The following is a 17,038-nucleotide window of genomic DNA, read 5'->3' on the forward strand; positions in this document are numbered from 1 at the left end:
GGATTGGCATGTGATCCCCAGTGCAATGCACTCCCCAATGCATTCTTAAACAAATGGCACTAGACGCAGGGCTGCGTACAGGAAACGAAGACCCATGACCAAGATGAGCCGGACGGAAGAAAAACTCGCCGAACTGAACCAGCCGAAACCCTGGTCCGGCGTCAATGCCTATCGGCTCGACCCGCTGCTGATGGACCTGACGAACGGCCTGCCGCATGGCTTGCGCGACGATTTCGATGCCATCGGTCGCTACGTCACCTCGCCGGAGGTGCAGGATCTGGCGCGTATGGCCAATGAGGGCGTGCCGAAGCTGCGCACCCACGGACCGCGCGGCGAACGGCTGGATGTCGTCGAATTCCACCCCGCCTGGCATGCGCTGATGCGTCGTTCGATGGCGAATGGGCTGCATTCCTCCCTATGGGACAGCCAGGCGGATCCGGTGGCGAAAGGCAAGGCGCACAAGGTGCGCGCCACCCGCTTCTACCTGACGGCGCAAGCCGAATCCGGCCATCTCTGCCCGCTGACGATGACCAGCGCCTCCGTCGCCGCCCTGATGGCCTCGCCAGCGGTGCAGAAGGAATGGGCGCCGAAAATCCTGTCGCGCAAATATGATTCGGCCAACAAGCCGGCGATGCAGAAGACCGCCGTCACCATCGGCATGGGCATGACGGAAAAGCAGGGCGGCACCGACGTGCGTGCCAACCGTGCCACGGCGGAACGTGTCGGCGAGGGCATCTACCGGCTCTCCGGCCACAAATGGTTCATGTCGGCGCCGATGAGCGATGCCTTCGTCATGCTGGCGAAGACGCGGGAAGGCATTGGCTGCTTCCTCGTGCCGCGGCTTCTGGAAGACGGATCGGGCAACGGCCTGCAGTTCCAGCGCCTCAAGGACAAGGTCGGCAACCGCTCCAACGCCTCCTCGGAGGTCGAATTCACCGATACGTTCGGTTTCCTCCTCGGCGAACCGGATGCCGGCGTGCGCACCATTCTCGACATGGTGACGCTGACGCGGCTCGATTGCGCGCTGGCCTCTGCCGGCATCATGCGCGCCTCGCTGGCCGAGGCCGTCCACCACACACGTGGCCGCAGCGTCTTCGGCAAGATGCTGGTCAGCCAGCCGATCATGACCCGCGTACTCGCCGACATGGCGCTCGACGTAGCGGCGGCCACAGCACTTGCCTTCCGCCTGTCGGATGCCTTCGACCGGGCGCGCGACAGCGCCGAGGACGCGGCCTATGCCCGCGTCATGACGCCGGTGACGAAATACTGGTGCTGCAAGATTGCCCCGGCACTGATCTATGAAGCGATGGAATGCATCGGCGGCAGCGGCTACATCGAGGAGCGGCCGATCGCCCGGCATTATCGCGAGGCGCCGGTCAACGCCATCTGGGAAGGCTCGGGCAACGTCATGGCGCTCGACGTGCTGCGGGTCCTGAGCCGCGGCCGCGATCTCTTCGAAACGGTCTTCGCCGGCATCGCCCGCGATATCGGCCCGTCGGGCCGCAAGACGGTCGAGGTGCTGCGTGCCGCAATGGCGCTGTGCGAACGCGACGAGGGGGCAGGGCGCCTGCTGATCGAGCAACTGGCGCTCGCCGCCGCCGCCGCCGAACTTTACCGCCTCGGCGCTGGACGGATTGCGGATGCTTTCCTGGAAACGCGGCTGGCGGCCGGCTGGCGCTCGACGTACGGCATGCTCGATTCCCGCTTCGACGCGGGGCATATCGTGGATCTGTTGTATCCGCCGGCGGGGTAGGGATGTTGACGGATTTTTGATGTTAGGGGGTGACGGTCCGGAACTCGGCATGCTGGGCCGTTGGTGAAAAACCCCTGGCGTCGCGCATCACGTCGAGATCACCGTCCCAGCCGATACCCCAGAGTTCATCCAGCGCCTGGCGCTGGGAATGGCGGCGGATCATTTCCTTCAGCGCTGCCTCGATTGCTGCCTTCTTCGTCGGCAGGCCACTGGTTTCCATTGCCTCGCGTATGAGTTCGTCATCGATATCGACATTCGTACGCATCATTGTCTCCGATGTGTATGAGCGGATAAAAATATACACATCGGTGGGACCCGGCGAGCCGTCCACAGGCCGCCCACCATGCCGTTAACCTTAACAAAGGGTTTACGTTGCGTGGAAACGGTTAACGCGCCAAGGTCTGGTTAACGAAAATTTAACGACCGGGCATTCCATGCGGAGCCGTTTGGCAAGATATGCGTTGCTGTTCATCATGATGATGTTCTTCGCAGCGCTCGCTCTCGATATCGCAGTGCCGGCAACGGTGCTGGGCGTCATGGCGCTGGTCAACGGGCTGGTGCTGTCCGGCTCGGACGAATGGAAGGAGGAGGCCGCATGAAGTGGTTTCTGATCTTTTGGGCCGGTCCAATCCTGCTGCTCGGCGGCTGGTACGGACTTTCCTACTACGACATGAGCTTCGGCATCTTCATGCTGACCCGCAAGGCGCATGATCTCGTTTTCCAGATCTACGGCAACGTGCTCGGCATTCCACCGGAAACCATTCCGCCGCTCGTCGCCCGCGCCATCGTCGTCGATAGCCTCGTGCTTTTCGCCATTATCGGTTTCCGTCGGCGTAAAACCATCGTTGCCTGGTGGCGTCGGCGTCATCCGGCCTCGTCGGAGGCTGCCCTTGCCAGGGAAGACAGCCTGTCGAGCGCGCCCTGAAGAATGAAGCTGGCGGCAGCCGAATCGATACGTTCGGCCCGCTTCTTGCGTGACACGTCCATTTCCAGCAGCGCCCGCTCGGCTGCGACGGTCGATAGCCGCTCGTCCCAGTAGACGAAGGGCAGGGCGGTTTTTTCACTCATCAATCGCACGAAGGCGCGTGTCGCCTGGACGCGCGGCCCGGCACTGCCGTCCATGTTGACGGGCAGGCCGATGATGAAGGCCGCAACCTTTTCCCGAGCAGCGAAATCGAGCAGCACTTCGGCATCCTGGCCGAACTTGACGCGCTTGATGACCGGCCGCGGGTTGGAAAAACGCCTGCCGACATCCGATATCGCCAGCCCGATCGTCTTGGTGCCGAGGTCGAGGCCGGCAATGGCCTCTCCTTGAGAAAGAGCGCCGGCCAGTTCCTCGATGGTGAGCGTTGCCATGCGGTCGCTCAGCGCTTGCGGACGAATTCGGTGCGCAGCACGAGGCCCTTGATGGCATCGTGCTTGCAGTCGATCTCGTCCTTGTTGTCCGTCAGGCGGATGGATTTGATCACCGTGCCTTGCTTCAGCGTCTGCCCGGCGCCCTTGACCTTGAGATCCTTGATCAGCGTCACCGAGTCGCCGTCGGCGAGCACATTGCCGGCGCTGTCGTAGACGAGAGCCTCCTTCGCCGCAGCCGCGGCAAGTTCGGAAGCCGGGCGCCATTCGCCGGTTGCCTCGTCATACACATATTCGTCATCGTTGGTCGCCATGGTCATTTCCAATTCACAGTCACTGTCATTTGCGTATATCCACCTATGTCATATTCTTCCCGAGAATCCAAAGGAGTACACCATGAAGATCACATGGCTCGGCCACTCGGCCTTCCGTCTCGACATTGCCAAGGCAAGCATTCTGATTGATCCCTTTTTCAACGGTAATCCCGGTTTCGGCGGCCTCGACGCTAAGGAGGCTGCTGCCGGCGTCACCCACATTCTCCTGACGCACGGTCATGGCGACCATGTCGGCGATACGATCGCGCTCGCGCAGGAAACCGGCGCCACCGTACTGGCCAATGCAGATCTTGCGTCCTGGCTGGGCTCGAAGGGCGTCTCCAAACTCGAAATGGGCAACACCGGCGGCACCATCGGTTTCGGCGGCTTCACCGTCACCTTCACCAATGCGCTGCATTCCTCCGCCCAGATCACCGAGGACGGCGTGTCGCATGCACTCGGCAATGCCAACGGCCTGATGTTGCATTTCGACGACGAGCCGGCGCTGTTCCACATGGGCGATACCGACATCTTTTCCGACATGGGCCTGATCAACGAATTGCACCAGCCGGAAATCGGTCTGGTCCCCATCGGTGACCGGTTCACCATGGGCGGTGCCGTTGCAGCACTCGCCTGCCAGCGCTTCTTCTCGTTCCAGACGGTCATCCCCTGCCACTACGGTTCGTTCGGCATCATCGACCAGACGCCGGAAAAATTCGTCGCCGGCATGGATGGCGCCAAGACGAAAGTCGAGACGCCGAAGGCCGGTGTCAGCCTGTCTCTCTGACAAATCCCCGTTGCGCGGGCGCGGCTGGGCATTTATAGCGGTTTCATCCGGGGTGCCTCGATAAAAGAGGCATCCCTTCCTGCAGCCGGAGAAGATGGATGTCCGTAGACCTCGCCACCGTGAAGCGCGTTGCGCGCCTTGCCCGTATCGCCGTCAGCGAAGAAGAAGCTGATCGCTTTGTGGGCGAGCTGAACGGTATCCTGGGCTTTGTGGAGCAATTGTCCGAAGTCGACGTCGATGGCGTCGAAGCCATGACGTCGGTGACCCCGATGGCGATGAAGAAGCGCATTGACGGTGTCACCGATGGTAACAAGGCCGCCGATATCGTCGCCAATGCGCCGGTGACCGACCAGAATTTCTTCCTGGTGCCGAAAGTGGTCGAATAAGTCGATCCGTTCCGCCGAAAAACGCCCGCGATTCCGAAAGCTTGACCCCCATGACCGACCTCATCCGCCTGACCATTGCCGAAGCGCGCGAAAAGCTCCTTTCCAAGGAGATCAAAGCGACCGAACTGACCGAAGCCTATGTTTCGGCAATCGAGGCGGCAAACGACAAGATCAACGCCTACATCAAGGTAACGCCGGAAAAGGCGCTGCAGATGGCGGAAGCTTCCGATGCGCGCATTGCCAGCGGCAAGGCCGGCGCTCTGGAAGGCATTCCGCTTGGCATCAAGGACCTGTTCGGCACCGAAGGCATCCATACCCAAGCCTGCAGCCACATCCTCGACGGCTTCAAGCCGCATTACGAATCGACCGTCACCCAGAACCTCTGGAATGATGGCGCCGTCATGCTCGGCAAGCTGAACATGGACGAGTTCGCCATGGGCTCCTCCAACGAAACCTCCTATTATGGCCCGGTCATCAACCCATGGCGGGCCAAGGGTTCCAACCAGCAGTTGGTGCCGGGTGGCTCGTCGGGCGGTTCGGCCGCTGCCGTCGCCGCCTTCCTCTGCGCTGGTGCCACCGCCACGGATACCGGCGGTTCGATCCGCCAGCCGGCTGCCTTCACCGGCACCGTCGGCATCAAGCCGACCTATGGACGCTGCTCGCGCTGGGGCGTCGTCGCCTTCGCGTCGTCGCTCGACCAGGCTGGCCCGATCGCGCGCGACGTGCGCGATGCCGCCATCCTGCTGAAGTCGATGGCGAGCGTCGATGCCAAGGATACCACGTCGGTGGATCTGCCGGTGCCGGACTACGAGGCCTCGCTCGGCAAGTCGCTCCAGGGCATGAAGATCGGTATTCCCAACGAATACCGCGTCGACGGCATGCCGGAAGAGATCGAGACCCTCTGGCAACAGGGCATCGCCTGGCTGAAGGATGCCGGTGCCGAGATCGTCAACATCTCGCTGCCGCACACCAAATACGCCCTGCCGGCCTATTATATTGTCGCCCCTGCCGAAGCCTCGTCGAACCTCGCCCGTTACGACGGCGTGCGTTACGGCCTGCGCGTCGATGGCAAGGACATCGTCGATCTCTACGAGAAGACCCGCGCAACCGGCTTCGGCAAGGAAGTCAAGCGCCGCATCATGATCGGCACCTACGTGCTGTCGGCCGGTTATTACGACGCTTATTATCTGCGCGCCCAGAAGGTCCGCACGCTGATCAAGCGCGACTTCGAACTGGCCTTCAACGCCGGCGTCGATGCCATCCTGACGCCGGCCACGCCGTCGTCCGCCTTTGGTGTCGCCGACGAGGATCTCGCTTCCGATCCGGTGAAGATGTACCTCAACGACATCTTCACGGTGACGGTGAACATGGCCGGCCTGCCGGGCATCGCCGTTCCCGCCGGCCTCGACCACAAGGGCCTGCCGCTCGGCCTGCAGCTCATCGGCAAGCCGTTCGAGGAAGAAACTCTGTTCAAGACGGCCCATGTCATCGAGCAGGCCGCCGGCCGCTTCTCGCCGGACAAGTGGTGGTGAGCGAGGGGTTTTTCCTTCGCACAATAACATCGGAAGATGCCGATGCGGTTGCCCGCATCGGCTATCAAGCCTGGGTGGAGCACCGGTTCCACCCCGAATGGTTCGAGCCCGAAATCGAAAGACGGGTCTTGGAGAGTTTTCATAACTTCGCGCTGGGTCCCCAGGCAGACGTGGTCGTCTGCCAGCTTGCCGGAAAAATTGCCGGCTGGGGCGCACGTGACAGCCGCGATCATGGCGGCGATCGCTCACATCCCTGGAATTACATTTCCGATCTCTGGATCAGCCCGCCTTGGCAAGGCAAAGGCATCGGTTCGGCCATCATCGACGAATTGCTGTCACGCATGCGCGCCGAAGCGATCGAGAAGGCGACCATCGAGGTCGTGGAGGCCAATCACAAGGCGCACCGCCTCTATTTGCACCGCGGCTTTGCGGAGATCTGGCGCGGCGATACCTTTTCCGAGACATTGGGGCTTCCCGTCCGACGTATTCTCCTGGAGCGGGCGGTCGGCTGATCCTCTGTTGCCGAATGGCAACATATTCGTATCATCGCAGAAAATATCGTCCGGCGGCAGAATAAAGCGGCCAGACCCTGCGTATAGGCAGGGTGCGCACATCAACGGATGAGATCAAAACCTCCTCCCGCGCAGGCGGCTTTGCCGTCCTGTGTACGGATGACGCATCGGACGTCTTTGCGGATGTAGCTCAGTGGTAGAGCGCCGGACTTTGTCCGGAAGTCGCGGGTTCGATTCCCGTTGTCTGCTCCAGGATAGCTCAAAGGTGAGAGCATCAGACTGTTAATCTGATTGTTGAAGGTTCGAATCCTTCTCCAAGCTGGGTAATACCAGCACCAGCCACCACGCTGTTCATTAGGGTCCGGGAACCGGAATGCGGAGAGTTTAGGGCAAAGCCGGAAGGCGGAACCCGCGACTTGATGCCGGAGGCTGTTTGCCGTCCGGCGGTGATGATCAAGCTGCCTTTCGGCCAGCAACGGAGATTTCTCCCGCGCCCGCCGCAAGCCTGCACGATCCGCTCCCGCTGGTCCGCAGGCTGCCCCGCCACCGGTTTCCGGATCGCAGGCGTCCGGAACCTGAAGAGAAACAGAAAGGAAGATCGGTTCATGCCGTAAGCCATGCCGAGGAGTAGGAACGATGACGAGCATTTTTGAATTGATGATTGGGCGCCAGCGCGTCCTGGTGATGGAAAACGAACGGGTTGTCGCTTTGCACAAGGGCCGGGTCCTCGGGATCTACGGGCCGGGCGAGCACATGCTGCCGCGGCGCGGTGGCGACCTGGAAGTGATCCGTCACGACCTCGCATCCGTCACGTTCACCTCGGCCTATGAAAAGGTTTTGTTCGACAAGCTGCCGGAGGTGGCGTCCCGTCATCTGACGGCGTACCGCACGGGAACCGGTGAGGTGATGGTGCTGGAACGCGACGGCCAGATCTACACGGTCTTTGCGCCGAACCAGAAGATGACCGTCTGGAACGATGCCGGTCCGTGGAAGGAGACGCGCTACGATGTCACCGGCGATCTTTCGGTCGATCCGGTGCTGGTGCGCCGTCTGGTGGCTGCCCGCCGCGCGGAACTCCTGACCAACAGCACCGTGCAGGATGGGCAGGTGGGTCTGTTGTTCATCGACGGTGTCTACCAGCGCCTGTTGCAGCCGGGTCTGCACGGTTTCTGGAGCGTTGGACGCAGCATCCAGGTCAAGGCCGTGGATCTGAAGCGGCAGTCGCTCGACGTTGCCGGTCAGGAACTCCTGACCCGCGACCGCGTGACGATCCGCGTCAACATCACGGCCGAATACCGGGTGGTGGATGCGGTGAAGGCCGTGACGTCGGTGAAGGATTTTGCGGATGCGCTGTACCGCGCCCTGCAATTTGCCTTCCGCCGGACGCTGGGCACGATGACGCTCGACCAGATCCTCGAGCGTAGCGTTTCTGCGCATGCCGAAGCGGCCGACAAGGTGCGCGAGGACATGGCGGAGATCGGGTTGGAAATCCTCGGCATCGAGCTCAAGGACGTGATCCTGCCGGGCGACATGCGCGAGATCCTCAACCAGGTGGTCGCGGCTGAAAAGCAGGCCGAGGCCAACGTTATCCGCCGTCGCGAGGAAACGAACGCCACGCGTTCGCTGCTCAACACGGCGAAGGTGATGGCGGAGAACCCGGTGATGCTGCGGCTGAAAGAGCTGGAGGCTCTGGAAGCCATTGCCGGCAAGGTGGAACGCCTGACCATCCACAACGGTACGGGTGGTCTGATGAACGACATCGTCAAGCTGCGCGGTGAATGAATGGGGCGCCGCCGGGAAACCGGCGGCGCTTTTGTCGCTTGCGGCGGCCCCTCATCCCCCTGCCGGGACCTTCTCCCCGTTCTGACGGGGAGAAGGGGCTTGTGGCACTGTCGGCGCTCCATCCTCCTTCGCCCCGCTTGCGGGGAGAAGGTCCCGGCAGGGGGATGAGGGGCGGGCACCCACCGTTGCACTACCGATTGTCGAGTTGCGACCGCACCAGCCGCAAACCCTTGTCGGTGATGCGGTAGGGTTGTCCGCCGGACGAGCGGATCGCCTTCAGCCGTTTCAGCTTTCTGAAGAGCGTCATGTCGAAATCCGGATAGAGCCAGCCGTCACGTGTAAAACAACTGACGGTTTCGACCTTCTTGCGGTCATCGCGTTCGATTTCGATGCGGCCGCCCTGGGCCATGAGATGCAGGATGCGCTGCTCTGCGCGGGAAATATCCATTGATGTGAGATCCGAGGTCGCGTCGTGAAGACGCAGAAAAACGATCTGCCGTTCTTGCAAACGTCAGGGCTTTCGTTTTTCGGGCCCGTGCCCGCGGAAATCCGCGAGCAGGGGCCTTTACCGGGTCTCAGGCGATAACATCAAAGCTCCATGATTGGACGGGTTTTTCTAGAAGTTCGGGGATCGCAGGTCAAGCTTGTGGTGGTGATGCGGCCTGCGCGGCAACCGTGGAATGTTGAAAATCCGCACCGATGCTGGAAAAACCGAAAAGTGGATGGTTTAATGTTGGAATAACAAAGGGGTGCCTATGATCATCATCCGCCACGCACGCGACGACGAAGCGAGCCTGCTGGCCGAGGTCGGCATACGCGCGTGGGGCAGGGCGATGCTGAACGTCGGCGATATCGAGGCGATGGAGAAGGGCGCCGAAAGTGCCTTTATCAATTTCACCCGTGGCTCCTGGCGCACCATCATGGTCATCGAGCGTCATGGCATGCCTGCCGGTTGGGCTGCCCGCGAAACCCTTGACGAAAACATCACCGATTTCTGGATCGACCCGAGCCAGGAAGGCCAGGGATTGGGAAAGGCGCTGCTGGAGGTGGTGGAAGAGGAGATTCGCGGCCGGGGTTTCGACAAGGTCTGTCTGCAGACCCACGCCCGCAACGAGCAGGCAGTCCGCTTTTTCACCGCGCGCGGTTATTCGGTGCAATGGCTGTCCTTCGTCTATTCCCCGAAACTCGACCGCGATGTCGAGACGGTCGGCCTCGTCAAATATTTCGCCGTCGAGGAGCCGGATACCTACGGGCCGGGTTTCTAAGCCTGCCACACCTGTTGCAGAGTGGTGTTCTCGCCCGGTTTACTGTCAGAAGCCTTGCGCGGCCTGCGCAATTGCTCTACCTCACGGATCTGAAAAAACAGCCTATCACGAGCGTAAGATGACCCTTGTTGACGTCCGCACACCCGATCCGAAGCGCTTTATTCCCGGTGCCACTGGCGACTGGGAAGTCATCATCGGCATGGAAGTCCATGCGCAGGTCCTGAGCCAGTCCAAGCTCTTCTCCGGGGCCTCGACCGAATTCGGCAAGCCTGCCAATTCCAACGTGTCGCTCGTCGATGCCGCCATGCCCGGCATGCTGCCCGTCATCAACGAGGAATGCGTCCGCCAGGCGGTGCGCACCGGCCTCGGCCTCAAGGCGCAGATCAACAAGCGTTCGGTCTTCGACCGCAAGAACTATTTTTATCCCGACCTGCCGCAGGGCTACCAGATCTCGCAGTTCAAGGATCCGATCGTCGGCGAGGGCCAGATCGTCATCTCGCTCGGCCCCGATCGCCAGGGCAATTTCGAGGATATCGAAATCGGCATCGAGCGCCTGCACCTGGAGCAGGATGCCGGCAAGTCGATGCACGACCAGCATGCCACCATGTCCTATGTCGACCTGAACCGTTCCGGCGTGGCGCTGATGGAGATCGTCTCCAAGCCCGACATGCGGTCGTCCGACGAGGCGAAGGCCTACATGACCAAGCTGCGCTCGATCGTGCGTTACCTCGGCACCTGCGACGGCAACATGGATGAAGGCTCGATGCGTGCCGACGTCAACGTCTCCGTCCGCCGGCCCGGCGAGGCTTTTGGCACGCGCTGCGAAATCAAGAACGTCAACTCGATCCGCTTCATCGGCCAGGCGATCGAATATGAAGCGCGTCGCCAGATCGGCATCCTCGAAGACGGCGGCAGCATCGATCAGGAAACCCGGCTCTTCGACCCGAACAAGGGCGAGACGCGTTCGATGCGCTCCAAGGAAGATGCGCACGATTATCGCTACTTCCCCGATCCGGACCTGCTGCCGCTGGAATTCGACGATGCCTTCGTCGCCGAGCTGGAACAGCATCTGCCGGAACTTCCCGACGACAAGAAGACGCGTTTCGTGCGCGAGCTTGGCCTGTCGGTCTATGATGCCTCGGTGCTGGTGTCGGAAAAGGCGATTGCCGATTATTTCGAAGCCGTTGCCGAAGGCCGGGACGGCAAGATCGCTGCAAACTGGGTAATCAACGACTTGCTTGGCGCGTTGAACAAAATCGGCAAGGACATTGAAGAGACTCCGGTTTCGCCTGCCCAGCTCGGTGCCATCATCGACCTGATCAAGGCCGAAACCATCTCCGGCAAGATCGCCAAGGATCTGTTCGAGATCGTGCTCGCCGAAGGCGGCGATCCGGCCGAGATCGTCGAAACGCGCGGCATGAAGCAGGTCACGGATACCGGCGCCATTGAAAAGGCTGTGGACGAGATCATCGCCGCCAATCCGGATCAGGTCGCCAAGGTGCAGGCCAAGCCGACGCTTGCCGGCTGGTTCGTCGGCCAGGTGATGAAGGCGACGGGTGGCAAGGCCAATCCGCAGGCGGTGCAGGCGCTGGTCAAGGCCAAGCTCGGCATCGAGGAGTAAGCCCCGTGTTTTTCGTCCGCACCGGCGGCGAGCGCGATCTTGCGCAGGTGAGCAAGCTGCTGACGGAAACGCTGCACGCCACCTACAACGCGCTCTACAGCGCCGACGAGGTCGAAGCGATGGTGACCGCCATCGCGTCGCCGGCGGCGCTGAAGGCCACACTGCGCGAAAAGGGTGGCGAATTTCTCGTTGCCGATGACGGCCGCAAGATCGGCGGCATGGCGTTTGCCCGAATGTCCGACCGGCTGGCCAAGACGGCGGTCATTCGTCAGCTCTATGTTCATCCGTCGCATCAGCGGCAGGGTGTCGGGCGCGATCTGTTCGCCGAAATCGAGACCTGCTTTCCCGATGCGGAAATCCTCCGGCTGGAAGTCGATGCCCGCAATGCCGGTGCCATCGCCTTCTTCCAGGCGCATGGCATGCGCGAGATCGATCGTATCGAGGTGGCCGGCGATCCCGCGCCCTTGACGGTGGTTCTGGAAAAACCGCTCGGGCTTTGAGCGGCAAGTGTTGTGTCGAGTCGTCGTCGCATGGAGACGAAACCGCGGCGATTTGACCTCTCCCGCGCGGAGAAATGAGGCGGGCCGGCGGCGGGAATCACTAGACAATTCCGGCCTCAGGCGGCATAAGCGAAGGAACAGATTTCGCGCGCTTTAGAAGCGTTCTTGCGAAGCCGAAGGAAAAGACATGAAGAATCTCCTGTTGCAGATTTTCACCTGGTGGAGCGGCCAGACCATCGGTACGCGCTTCCACACCTGGCGTCACGGCGAGCGCGTCGGCCAGGACGATTTCGGCAATGTCTATTACCAGGGCGGCAAGGATTCCGAAGGCCGCACGCGGCGCTGGGTGATCTACAACGGTTATGCCGAAGCCTCGGCGATCCCGCCCGGCTGGCACGGCTGGATGCATCACCGCACCGACGTTCCGCCGAGCAAGGAAAACTACGTCGCTCGCGACTGGCAGAAGCAGCACCGTTCCAACCCGACCGGAACGGCGCAGGCTTACCGCCCGCCGGGTTCGCTGGCTGTCCCCGGCGAACGGCCGCGCGTCACTGGCGATTACGACGCCTGGACCCCGGGGAATTGACCCCGGTTTTGGCCACATTTGGGGTTTAGCTCCAAAGCCGATCGTATAGGGTTGGCATACGCTGGAGACGGGCGAATATGGGTCTTTTCACGCAAGATCGTTCTTGGCGTGTGTCATTGGTTATGATGATGACGGTGGCTTCAGGTGCGTTTCTGGCCGCCGTGGATAGCCATGCGGCGCGCATTACCAATACCGTCGCGGTATTTTCCGGCATCGACAAGATCACCGGTCGCATCACAACTTTCGACGTCTACATCAACGAGACCGTTCAGTTCGGCGCGCTGCAGGTGACGCCGAAGGTCTGTTATTCCCGCGATGAAACGGAAGCGCAGAAGATCGACGCTTTTGTCGAGGTCGATGAGATCACCCTTGATCGCAAGATCCGCCGCATCTTTTCCGGATGGATGTTTGCCGATAGCCCCGGCCTGAATGCCGTCGAGCATCCGATCTATGACGTCTGGCTGAAGGAGTGCAAGCAAAACTCCGAAGTGCCGCCGCCGGATTCATCGGCGTCGCAATAAGCCCTGTCGTTTCAAAGCCAGTTTAAGAGAAACGCCCGCGCTTCGCGTCGGTGTCGTCAGAATTCCAGATGTGGCGAATCCATCGCCTGCTCCAGTATCCGGCCATAATCCTCTTTCGGAACGTCGATGGCGCCGAACGTCTTCAGATGGTCGGTGGTGAATTGCGTGTCGAGCAGCAGGAAACCTTTCTCCCGCAAGCGCTCGACGAGGCGAACGAGGCACATCTTCGACGCATTGGTGCGCCGGGAAAACATGCTTTCACCGAAGAAGGCGGCGCCGAGCGACACGCCATAAAGCCCGCCGATCAGTGTTTCTCCATCCCACGCCTCGACGGAGTGTGCGTGGCCGTATCGGTGTAGTGTTGAATAAAGAGAACGGATTGTGCTGTTGATCCAGGTTGTCGGCCTGTCGCCCGTCGATTCGGCGCAGGCCGCGATAACCTCGTCGAAAGCGGTATCGAAGCGGATGTCGTAGGTCGTGCGGCGCAGGTCCTTGGCGAGGCTGCGGGAGACGTGGAAGGCGTCGAGCGGGATCACGCCGCGCATTTCCGGCTCGACCCAGAAAATCTCCGGATCGTCTGCCGATTCGGCCATCGGGAAGAGCCCGATGGAGTAGGCGCGCAGCAGGATCTCCGGCGTGATCGTCGAATATCTGCCGCGCTTCGTTGCCATGCGCCTCAGGCGGAGGTGTTGGCCAGGTAGTTTTCCAGCCAGTGGATATCATAATCGCCGTTGGCGATATCCTGGTTGGAAATCAGGTCCTGGAACAAGGGCAGGGTGGTCTTGATGCCGTCGATGACGAACTCGTCGAGCACGCGGCGCAGTCTCATCATGCATTCGACGCGGGTGCGGCCGTGAACGATGAGCTTGCCGATCAGGCTGTCGTAGTAGGGCGGGATGCGATAGCCCTGATAGGCGCCGGAATCGACACGAACGCCGAGACCGCCCGGAGCGTGGAAATGCGTGATCGTGCCGGGCGAGGGCACGAAGGTGCGCGGGTCCTCGGCATTGATGCGGCACTCGATGGCGTGACCCTGGAAGGTGATGTCCTCCTGGGTGACCGACAGGCCGCCGCCGGAGGCGACGCGGATCTGCTCGTGCACCAGGTCGATGCCAGTGATGGCTTCGGTGATCGGGTGCTCCACCTGCAGGCGGGTGTTCATTTCGATGAAATAGAACTCGCCGTTCTCGTAGAGGAACTCGATGGTGCCGGCGCCGCGATATTTCAGCTTCTTCATCGCATCGGCGCAGACCTTGCCGATCGCCATGCGCTGCTCGACGTTCAGGGCAGGAGAGTTGGCCTCTTCCCAGACCTTCTGGTGGCGGCGCTGCAGCGAGCAATCGCGTTCGCCGAGATGGATGGCGTTGCCTTCGCCGTCACCGACAACCTGCACTTCGATGTGGCGCGGCTTGCCGAGGTATTTTTCCATGTAGACGGCGTCGTTGCCGAAAGCGGCCAGCGCTTCCGCACGGGCGGTCGAGACTGCTTCTTCGAGATCGGCCTCGGTCTTGGCGACCTTCATGCCGCGTCCGCCGCCGCCGGCGGTTGCCTTGATGAGAACCGGGAAACCGATCTTGCGGGCAACTTCGATGGCGTTTTCCGGCTTCACTTCGCCGTCGGAACCCGGGACGACCGGAATGCCGAGCGCTTCAGCCGTCTTCTTGGCGGTGATCTTGTCGCCCATGATGCGGATATGGTCCGCGGTCGGGCCGATGAAGGTAATACCGTGCGCGTCGAGGATATCGGCGAACTTGGCATTTTCCGAAAGAAAGCCATAGCCCGGATGAACGGCGTCGGCACCGGTGATCTCGCAGGCGGCGACGATCTGGTGAATGTTCAGATAGCTCTCGCGGGAGGGCGGCGGGCCGATGCATACGCTCTCGTCGGCGAGACGCACATGCATCGCATCGGCATCTGCGGTGGAGTGAACCGCCACCGTCGCAATGCCGAGCTCCTTGCAGGCGCGCAGCACGCGAAGGGCAATTTCCCCGCGATTGGCTATGAGGATCTTCGAAATCATGCGGTCCAGCCTTATTCGAGGACGATCAGCGCTTCGCCATATTCAACAGGGCGACCGTCATCCACCAAGATTTCCTTGACGACGCCGGAACGCGGCGAGGGGATCTGGTTCATGGTCTTCATCGCTTCGATGATCAAAAGCGTCTGGCCTTCCTTGACCGTCGCGCCGACTTCGATGAACGGGCGGGAGCCGGGAGCCGGAGCCATGTAGCACGTGCCGACCATCGGCGCCGTGACGACGTTTGCCGGGTCACGGGTTGCGACAGGCGCTGCGGCAACCGATGCGGTGACCGGAGCGGAAGCCGTTGCGGCGAAAGCCGGCTGACCGACTGGCACAGGCGCCTGGATATATTGCGGAGCGCGCTCGCGCGAAACGCGGATGCGCATATCTTCCTGTTCGACTTCGATTTCGGTGAGGTCGGTTTCGTTGAGGATGTTCGCGAGTTCGCGGATCAACGACTTGTCGATACCCGTTTTCTTTTCAGCCATGGATCTATGCCCTGTATTCTTGTTCTTAAGTTCTGTTTCGAAGCGCCAGGCGCTGTCTCGTCTCGCCGGCCGACCATGGAAAAATGGCCGCGGGCCTGAAATTCAAGGCGCACCTATAGACTGCCGGGCGTCCAAGGGAAAGCCCTTTGACGCCCGGGTCCACCTGTCTCCACCGCTCAGGAGCAATTCTCGCCGCACAAAAGGGCGCAGGGCCTCAGCATGTGGCCTTGCCGCAGCTTCTGACATTGCTGATCTTCGCTTCCAGCGCATCGGCGCCGATGGCGCCATAAACGGCCTCGCTGCCGACCACGTAGGACGGCGTGCCGCTGACGCCCAGTGCCGTCGCTAGTTTGTATGCCTGCTTGACGGCCTCGTCGTTCGGCTTGTCGGCCATCATCTTGCGCAACGCGTCTTCGCTGACGCCAAGCGACGTGGCGACTTCGATCGCCTTCTCTTCATTGGCGCGGCCTTCGCCGCCGAGCAGGGCGCGATGGAATTCGCCGTATTTTTCCGGAGCGATGTGGCGGAAGGCCGCCGAAACCTTATGCGCGGCAAGCGAATCCGGTCCGAGGATAGGGAATTCCTTCAGCACGAAACGCACATTGGTATCCTTGGCAAGGATGGTGTCCATGTCGGCGAGGGCGTGCTTGCAATAGCCGCAATTGTAATCGAAGAACTCGACGATCGTGACGTCGCCGTTCGGGTTGCCGAGCGAGATGTCGTCGGCGGAGGTGAAGATCGCCGCCTTGTTTTCAGTGACGGCCTGCTCGGCCATCTTGGCCTGGGCTTCTTCCTGCTTCTTCTTCAGTGCGTCCTGGACATCCAGCATGATCTCCGGATTGGCGATCAGGTATTCCTTGATGAAGGCGCCGATCTCTTCCTTCTGCTTGTCGTCCAGCGCGTAGGCGGGAGCGATGGATGCCAGCGCGAAGGGCATGGCCATCAGGGCGGTTGTGGCAAGGGTCTTGATAGTGAAGGCCATGGAGTTCCTCAAAAAATATCGGCTGCGGCTTTCCCGGATATACCGGTGCTCGACCGGCATCAATGCTTGTGCAGCTTAGGATGCCTGCCTTTCCCGGAAAACATGAAAATAGTCTTCAAGCCCGCCGGTCGCTGAATTGTGATGACCGGAGCAATGCGGCAAATCTCGGGCGCAGTCGGAGGGGAAACGTCGAAATCGCATGCCGGGCCGCCGGCGGATCGTGACGATCCGGCGGTGAACGGCATGCGAGTTGGCAAGGGAGGAAGCCCGGCTCGAAATCACGGACTTCCCCGGTCATTGTCGTCGATCACGCGTTAGTGGCGGCAGACGCGGACACGTTCCCAATAGCGGTTGCCGTACTCGTCGTAGCGGCGAACCTTCTTCCACCAGCAGCGCTTCTTGCGGTGATACCCGTTGTAGTACTGGACCTCCTGCACGCCGGTCTGGCGGTTGTAACCTTGACCGGCATCCAAGCTCAGGGAAAGACCTGCGGCATAGGACGGTACGGCCGCTCCGGTGATCGCCGTGGCAGCAACAGCCATGGCGATGATTAACTTGCGCATGCGTGTTCTCCTTATGTCGTCTTGGATGAGCCGATCTCACCCAATGACATTTATATCGCAAGTTTTTGAGGTC

Annotated in this window: 22 protein-coding genes and 2 tRNA genes; 15 read left to right on the top strand and 9 right to left on the bottom strand. The window is 61.2% G+C overall.

Going from position 1 to position 17,038, the window contains the following annotated elements:
- Nucleotides 1–94 precede the first annotated feature (94 nt).
- Nucleotides 95–1,753, top strand: coding sequence for an acyl-CoA dehydrogenase family protein (locus ACSQ3I_RS11975; protein WP_435999113.1), 1,659 nt, complete (start codon nt 95–97; stop codon nt 1,751–1,753).
- Between the two features lie 22 nt (nt 1,754–1,775).
- Here ACSQ3I_RS11975 and ACSQ3I_RS11980 read toward each other — a convergent pair whose 3' ends face one another.
- Nucleotides 1,776–2,021 (bottom strand): type II toxin-antitoxin system VapB family antitoxin, encoded by a 246-nt coding sequence (locus ACSQ3I_RS11980; protein WP_435999114.1) that lies wholly within the window; start codon nt 2,019–2,021, stop codon nt 1,776–1,778.
- Between the two features lie 166 nt (nt 2,022–2,187).
- Between ACSQ3I_RS11980 and ACSQ3I_RS11985 the strand changes: the two genes are divergently transcribed.
- Together ACSQ3I_RS11985 and ACSQ3I_RS11990 are read left to right on the top strand one after the other, a co-directional pair.
- The gene (locus ACSQ3I_RS11985; RefSeq protein ID WP_435999116.1) at nt 2,188–2,352 is read left to right on the top strand and encodes a hypothetical protein; all 165 of its coding nucleotides are present in this window, start codon (nt 2,188–2,190) and stop codon (nt 2,350–2,352) included.
- Nucleotides 2,349–2,678, top strand: a complete 330-nt coding sequence (locus ACSQ3I_RS11990; RefSeq protein ID WP_435999118.1) for a DUF6105 family protein — start codon at nt 2,349–2,351, stop codon at nt 2,676–2,678. Before ACSQ3I_RS11985 ends, ACSQ3I_RS11990 begins: the two co-directional genes overlap by 4 nt.
- On the opposite strand, the gene ruvX is transcribed toward ACSQ3I_RS11990, so the two are convergent.
- Together ruvX and ACSQ3I_RS12000 are read right to left on the bottom strand one after the other, a co-directional pair.
- Nucleotides 2,618–3,109 (bottom strand): Holliday junction resolvase RuvX, encoded by a 492-nt coding sequence (ruvX, locus tag ACSQ3I_RS11995; protein WP_435999120.1) that lies wholly within the window; start codon nt 3,107–3,109, stop codon nt 2,618–2,620. The genes ACSQ3I_RS11990 and ruvX overlap by 61 nt on opposite strands.
- Before the next feature lie 8 nt (nt 3,110–3,117).
- Nucleotides 3,118–3,426 carry an alkylphosphonate utilization protein gene (locus tag ACSQ3I_RS12000; RefSeq protein ID WP_435999122.1) on the bottom strand — a complete coding sequence of 103 codons (309 nt, stop codon included), beginning with the start codon at nt 3,424–3,426 and terminating at the stop codon, nt 3,118–3,120.
- Nucleotides 3,427–3,502: 76 nt separating this feature from the next.
- Here ACSQ3I_RS12000 and ACSQ3I_RS12005 point away from each other — a divergent pair, with 76 nt between their 5' ends.
- The 7 genes from ACSQ3I_RS12005 (at nt 3,503) to ACSQ3I_RS12035 (ending at nt 8,419) form a co-directional block, all read left to right on the top strand.
- Nucleotides 3,503–4,207: a metal-dependent hydrolase gene (locus ACSQ3I_RS12005; protein WP_435999124.1), complete on the top strand. Its 705-nt coding sequence runs from the start codon at nt 3,503–3,505 to the stop codon at nt 4,205–4,207.
- A gap of 98 nt (nt 4,208–4,305) precedes the next feature.
- Nucleotides 4,306–4,593, top strand: coding sequence for an Asp-tRNA(Asn)/Glu-tRNA(Gln) amidotransferase subunit GatC (gatC, locus tag ACSQ3I_RS12010; protein ID WP_435999126.1), 288 nt, complete (start codon nt 4,306–4,308; stop codon nt 4,591–4,593).
- Between the two features lie 50 nt (nt 4,594–4,643).
- Nucleotides 4,644–6,125 carry an Asp-tRNA(Asn)/Glu-tRNA(Gln) amidotransferase subunit GatA gene (gene gatA / locus ACSQ3I_RS12015; protein ID WP_435999128.1) on the top strand — a complete coding sequence of 494 codons (1,482 nt, stop codon included), beginning with the start codon at nt 4,644–4,646 and terminating at the stop codon, nt 6,123–6,125.
- Nucleotides 6,122–6,637 (top strand): N-acetyltransferase family protein, encoded by a 516-nt coding sequence (locus ACSQ3I_RS12020; RefSeq protein ID WP_435999130.1) that lies wholly within the window; start codon nt 6,122–6,124, stop codon nt 6,635–6,637. The genes gatA and ACSQ3I_RS12020 overlap by 4 nt, the downstream gene beginning before the upstream one ends.
- 179 nt (nt 6,638–6,816) lie before the next feature.
- Nucleotides 6,817–6,889: transfer RNA gene (locus ACSQ3I_RS12025), tRNA-Lys, on the top strand.
- Nucleotides 6,890–6,955: transfer RNA gene (locus ACSQ3I_RS12030), tRNA-Asn, on the top strand.
- Between the two features lie 318 nt (nt 6,956–7,273).
- Nucleotides 7,274–8,419, top strand: a complete 1,146-nt coding sequence (locus ACSQ3I_RS12035; RefSeq protein ID WP_435999132.1) for a slipin family protein — start codon at nt 7,274–7,276, stop codon at nt 8,417–8,419.
- Nucleotides 8,420–8,609: 190 nt separating this feature from the next.
- On the opposite strand, the gene ACSQ3I_RS12040 is transcribed toward ACSQ3I_RS12035, so the two are convergent.
- Nucleotides 8,610–8,867, bottom strand: coding sequence for a YjhX family toxin (locus ACSQ3I_RS12040; protein WP_435999133.1), 258 nt, complete (start codon nt 8,865–8,867; stop codon nt 8,610–8,612).
- Nucleotides 8,868–9,174: 307 nt separating this feature from the next.
- On the opposite strand from ACSQ3I_RS12040, the gene ACSQ3I_RS12045 reads away from it, so the two are divergent.
- The 5 genes from ACSQ3I_RS12045 to ACSQ3I_RS12065 all read left to right on the top strand — a co-directional run bounded on the left by ACSQ3I_RS12045 (nt 9,175) and on the right by ACSQ3I_RS12065 (nt 12,912).
- A complete protein-coding gene (locus ACSQ3I_RS12045) occupies nt 9,175–9,684 on the top strand; it encodes an N-acetyltransferase family protein (protein ID WP_435999135.1) in 510 nt (169 codons plus the stop codon).
- 118 nt (nt 9,685–9,802) lie between these two features.
- On the top strand, nt 9,803–11,305 hold the full coding sequence (gene gatB / locus ACSQ3I_RS12050) for an Asp-tRNA(Asn)/Glu-tRNA(Gln) amidotransferase subunit GatB (protein WP_435999137.1): 1,503 nt from the start codon (nt 9,803–9,805) through the stop codon (nt 11,303–11,305).
- Between the two features lie 5 nt (nt 11,306–11,310).
- Nucleotides 11,311–11,805 carry an N-acetyltransferase family protein gene (locus ACSQ3I_RS12055; RefSeq protein WP_435999138.1) on the top strand — a complete coding sequence of 165 codons (495 nt, stop codon included), beginning with the start codon at nt 11,311–11,313 and terminating at the stop codon, nt 11,803–11,805.
- 187 nt (nt 11,806–11,992) lie between these two features.
- On the top strand, nt 11,993–12,391 hold the full coding sequence (locus ACSQ3I_RS12060; protein WP_435999140.1) for an NADH:ubiquinone oxidoreductase subunit NDUFA12: 399 nt from the start codon (nt 11,993–11,995) through the stop codon (nt 12,389–12,391).
- Nucleotides 12,392–12,513: 122 nt separating this feature from the next.
- Nucleotides 12,514–12,912 (top strand): DUF2155 domain-containing protein, encoded by a 399-nt coding sequence (locus ACSQ3I_RS12065; protein ID WP_435999142.1) that lies wholly within the window; start codon nt 12,514–12,516, stop codon nt 12,910–12,912.
- 56 nt (nt 12,913–12,968) lie between these two features.
- Here the strand turns inward: ACSQ3I_RS12065 and aat are convergent, their stop codons facing one another.
- The 5 genes from aat to ACSQ3I_RS12090 form a co-directional block, all read right to left on the bottom strand.
- Complete coding sequence (gene aat, locus ACSQ3I_RS12070) at nt 12,969–13,583, bottom strand: leucyl/phenylalanyl-tRNA--protein transferase (protein WP_435999144.1); 615 nt, start codon at nt 13,581–13,583, stop codon at nt 12,969–12,971.
- A 5-nt stretch (nt 13,584–13,588) separates the two neighbouring features.
- Entirely contained in the window at nt 13,589–14,932 is a 1,344-nt protein-coding gene (accC, locus tag ACSQ3I_RS12075) for an acetyl-CoA carboxylase biotin carboxylase subunit (RefSeq protein ID WP_435999145.1), read from the bottom strand.
- Nucleotides 14,933–14,943: 11 nt separating this feature from the next.
- Nucleotides 14,944–15,420: an acetyl-CoA carboxylase biotin carboxyl carrier protein gene (accB, locus tag ACSQ3I_RS12080; protein WP_435999147.1), complete on the bottom strand. Its 477-nt coding sequence runs from the start codon at nt 15,418–15,420 to the stop codon at nt 14,944–14,946.
- Between the two features lie 214 nt (nt 15,421–15,634).
- A complete protein-coding gene (locus ACSQ3I_RS12085; protein ID WP_435999149.1) occupies nt 15,635–16,402 on the bottom strand; it encodes a DsbA family protein in 768 nt (255 codons plus the stop codon).
- Between the two features lie 314 nt (nt 16,403–16,716).
- Nucleotides 16,717–16,965, bottom strand: coding sequence for a hypothetical protein (locus ACSQ3I_RS12090; protein ID WP_435999151.1), 249 nt, complete (start codon nt 16,963–16,965; stop codon nt 16,717–16,719).
- Nucleotides 16,966–17,038 lie beyond the last annotated feature (73 nt).

Source organism: Rhizobium sp. LjRoot30 (assembly GCF_964253915.1).
Lineage (GTDB): Bacteria > Pseudomonadota > Alphaproteobacteria > Rhizobiales > Rhizobiaceae > Metarhizobium.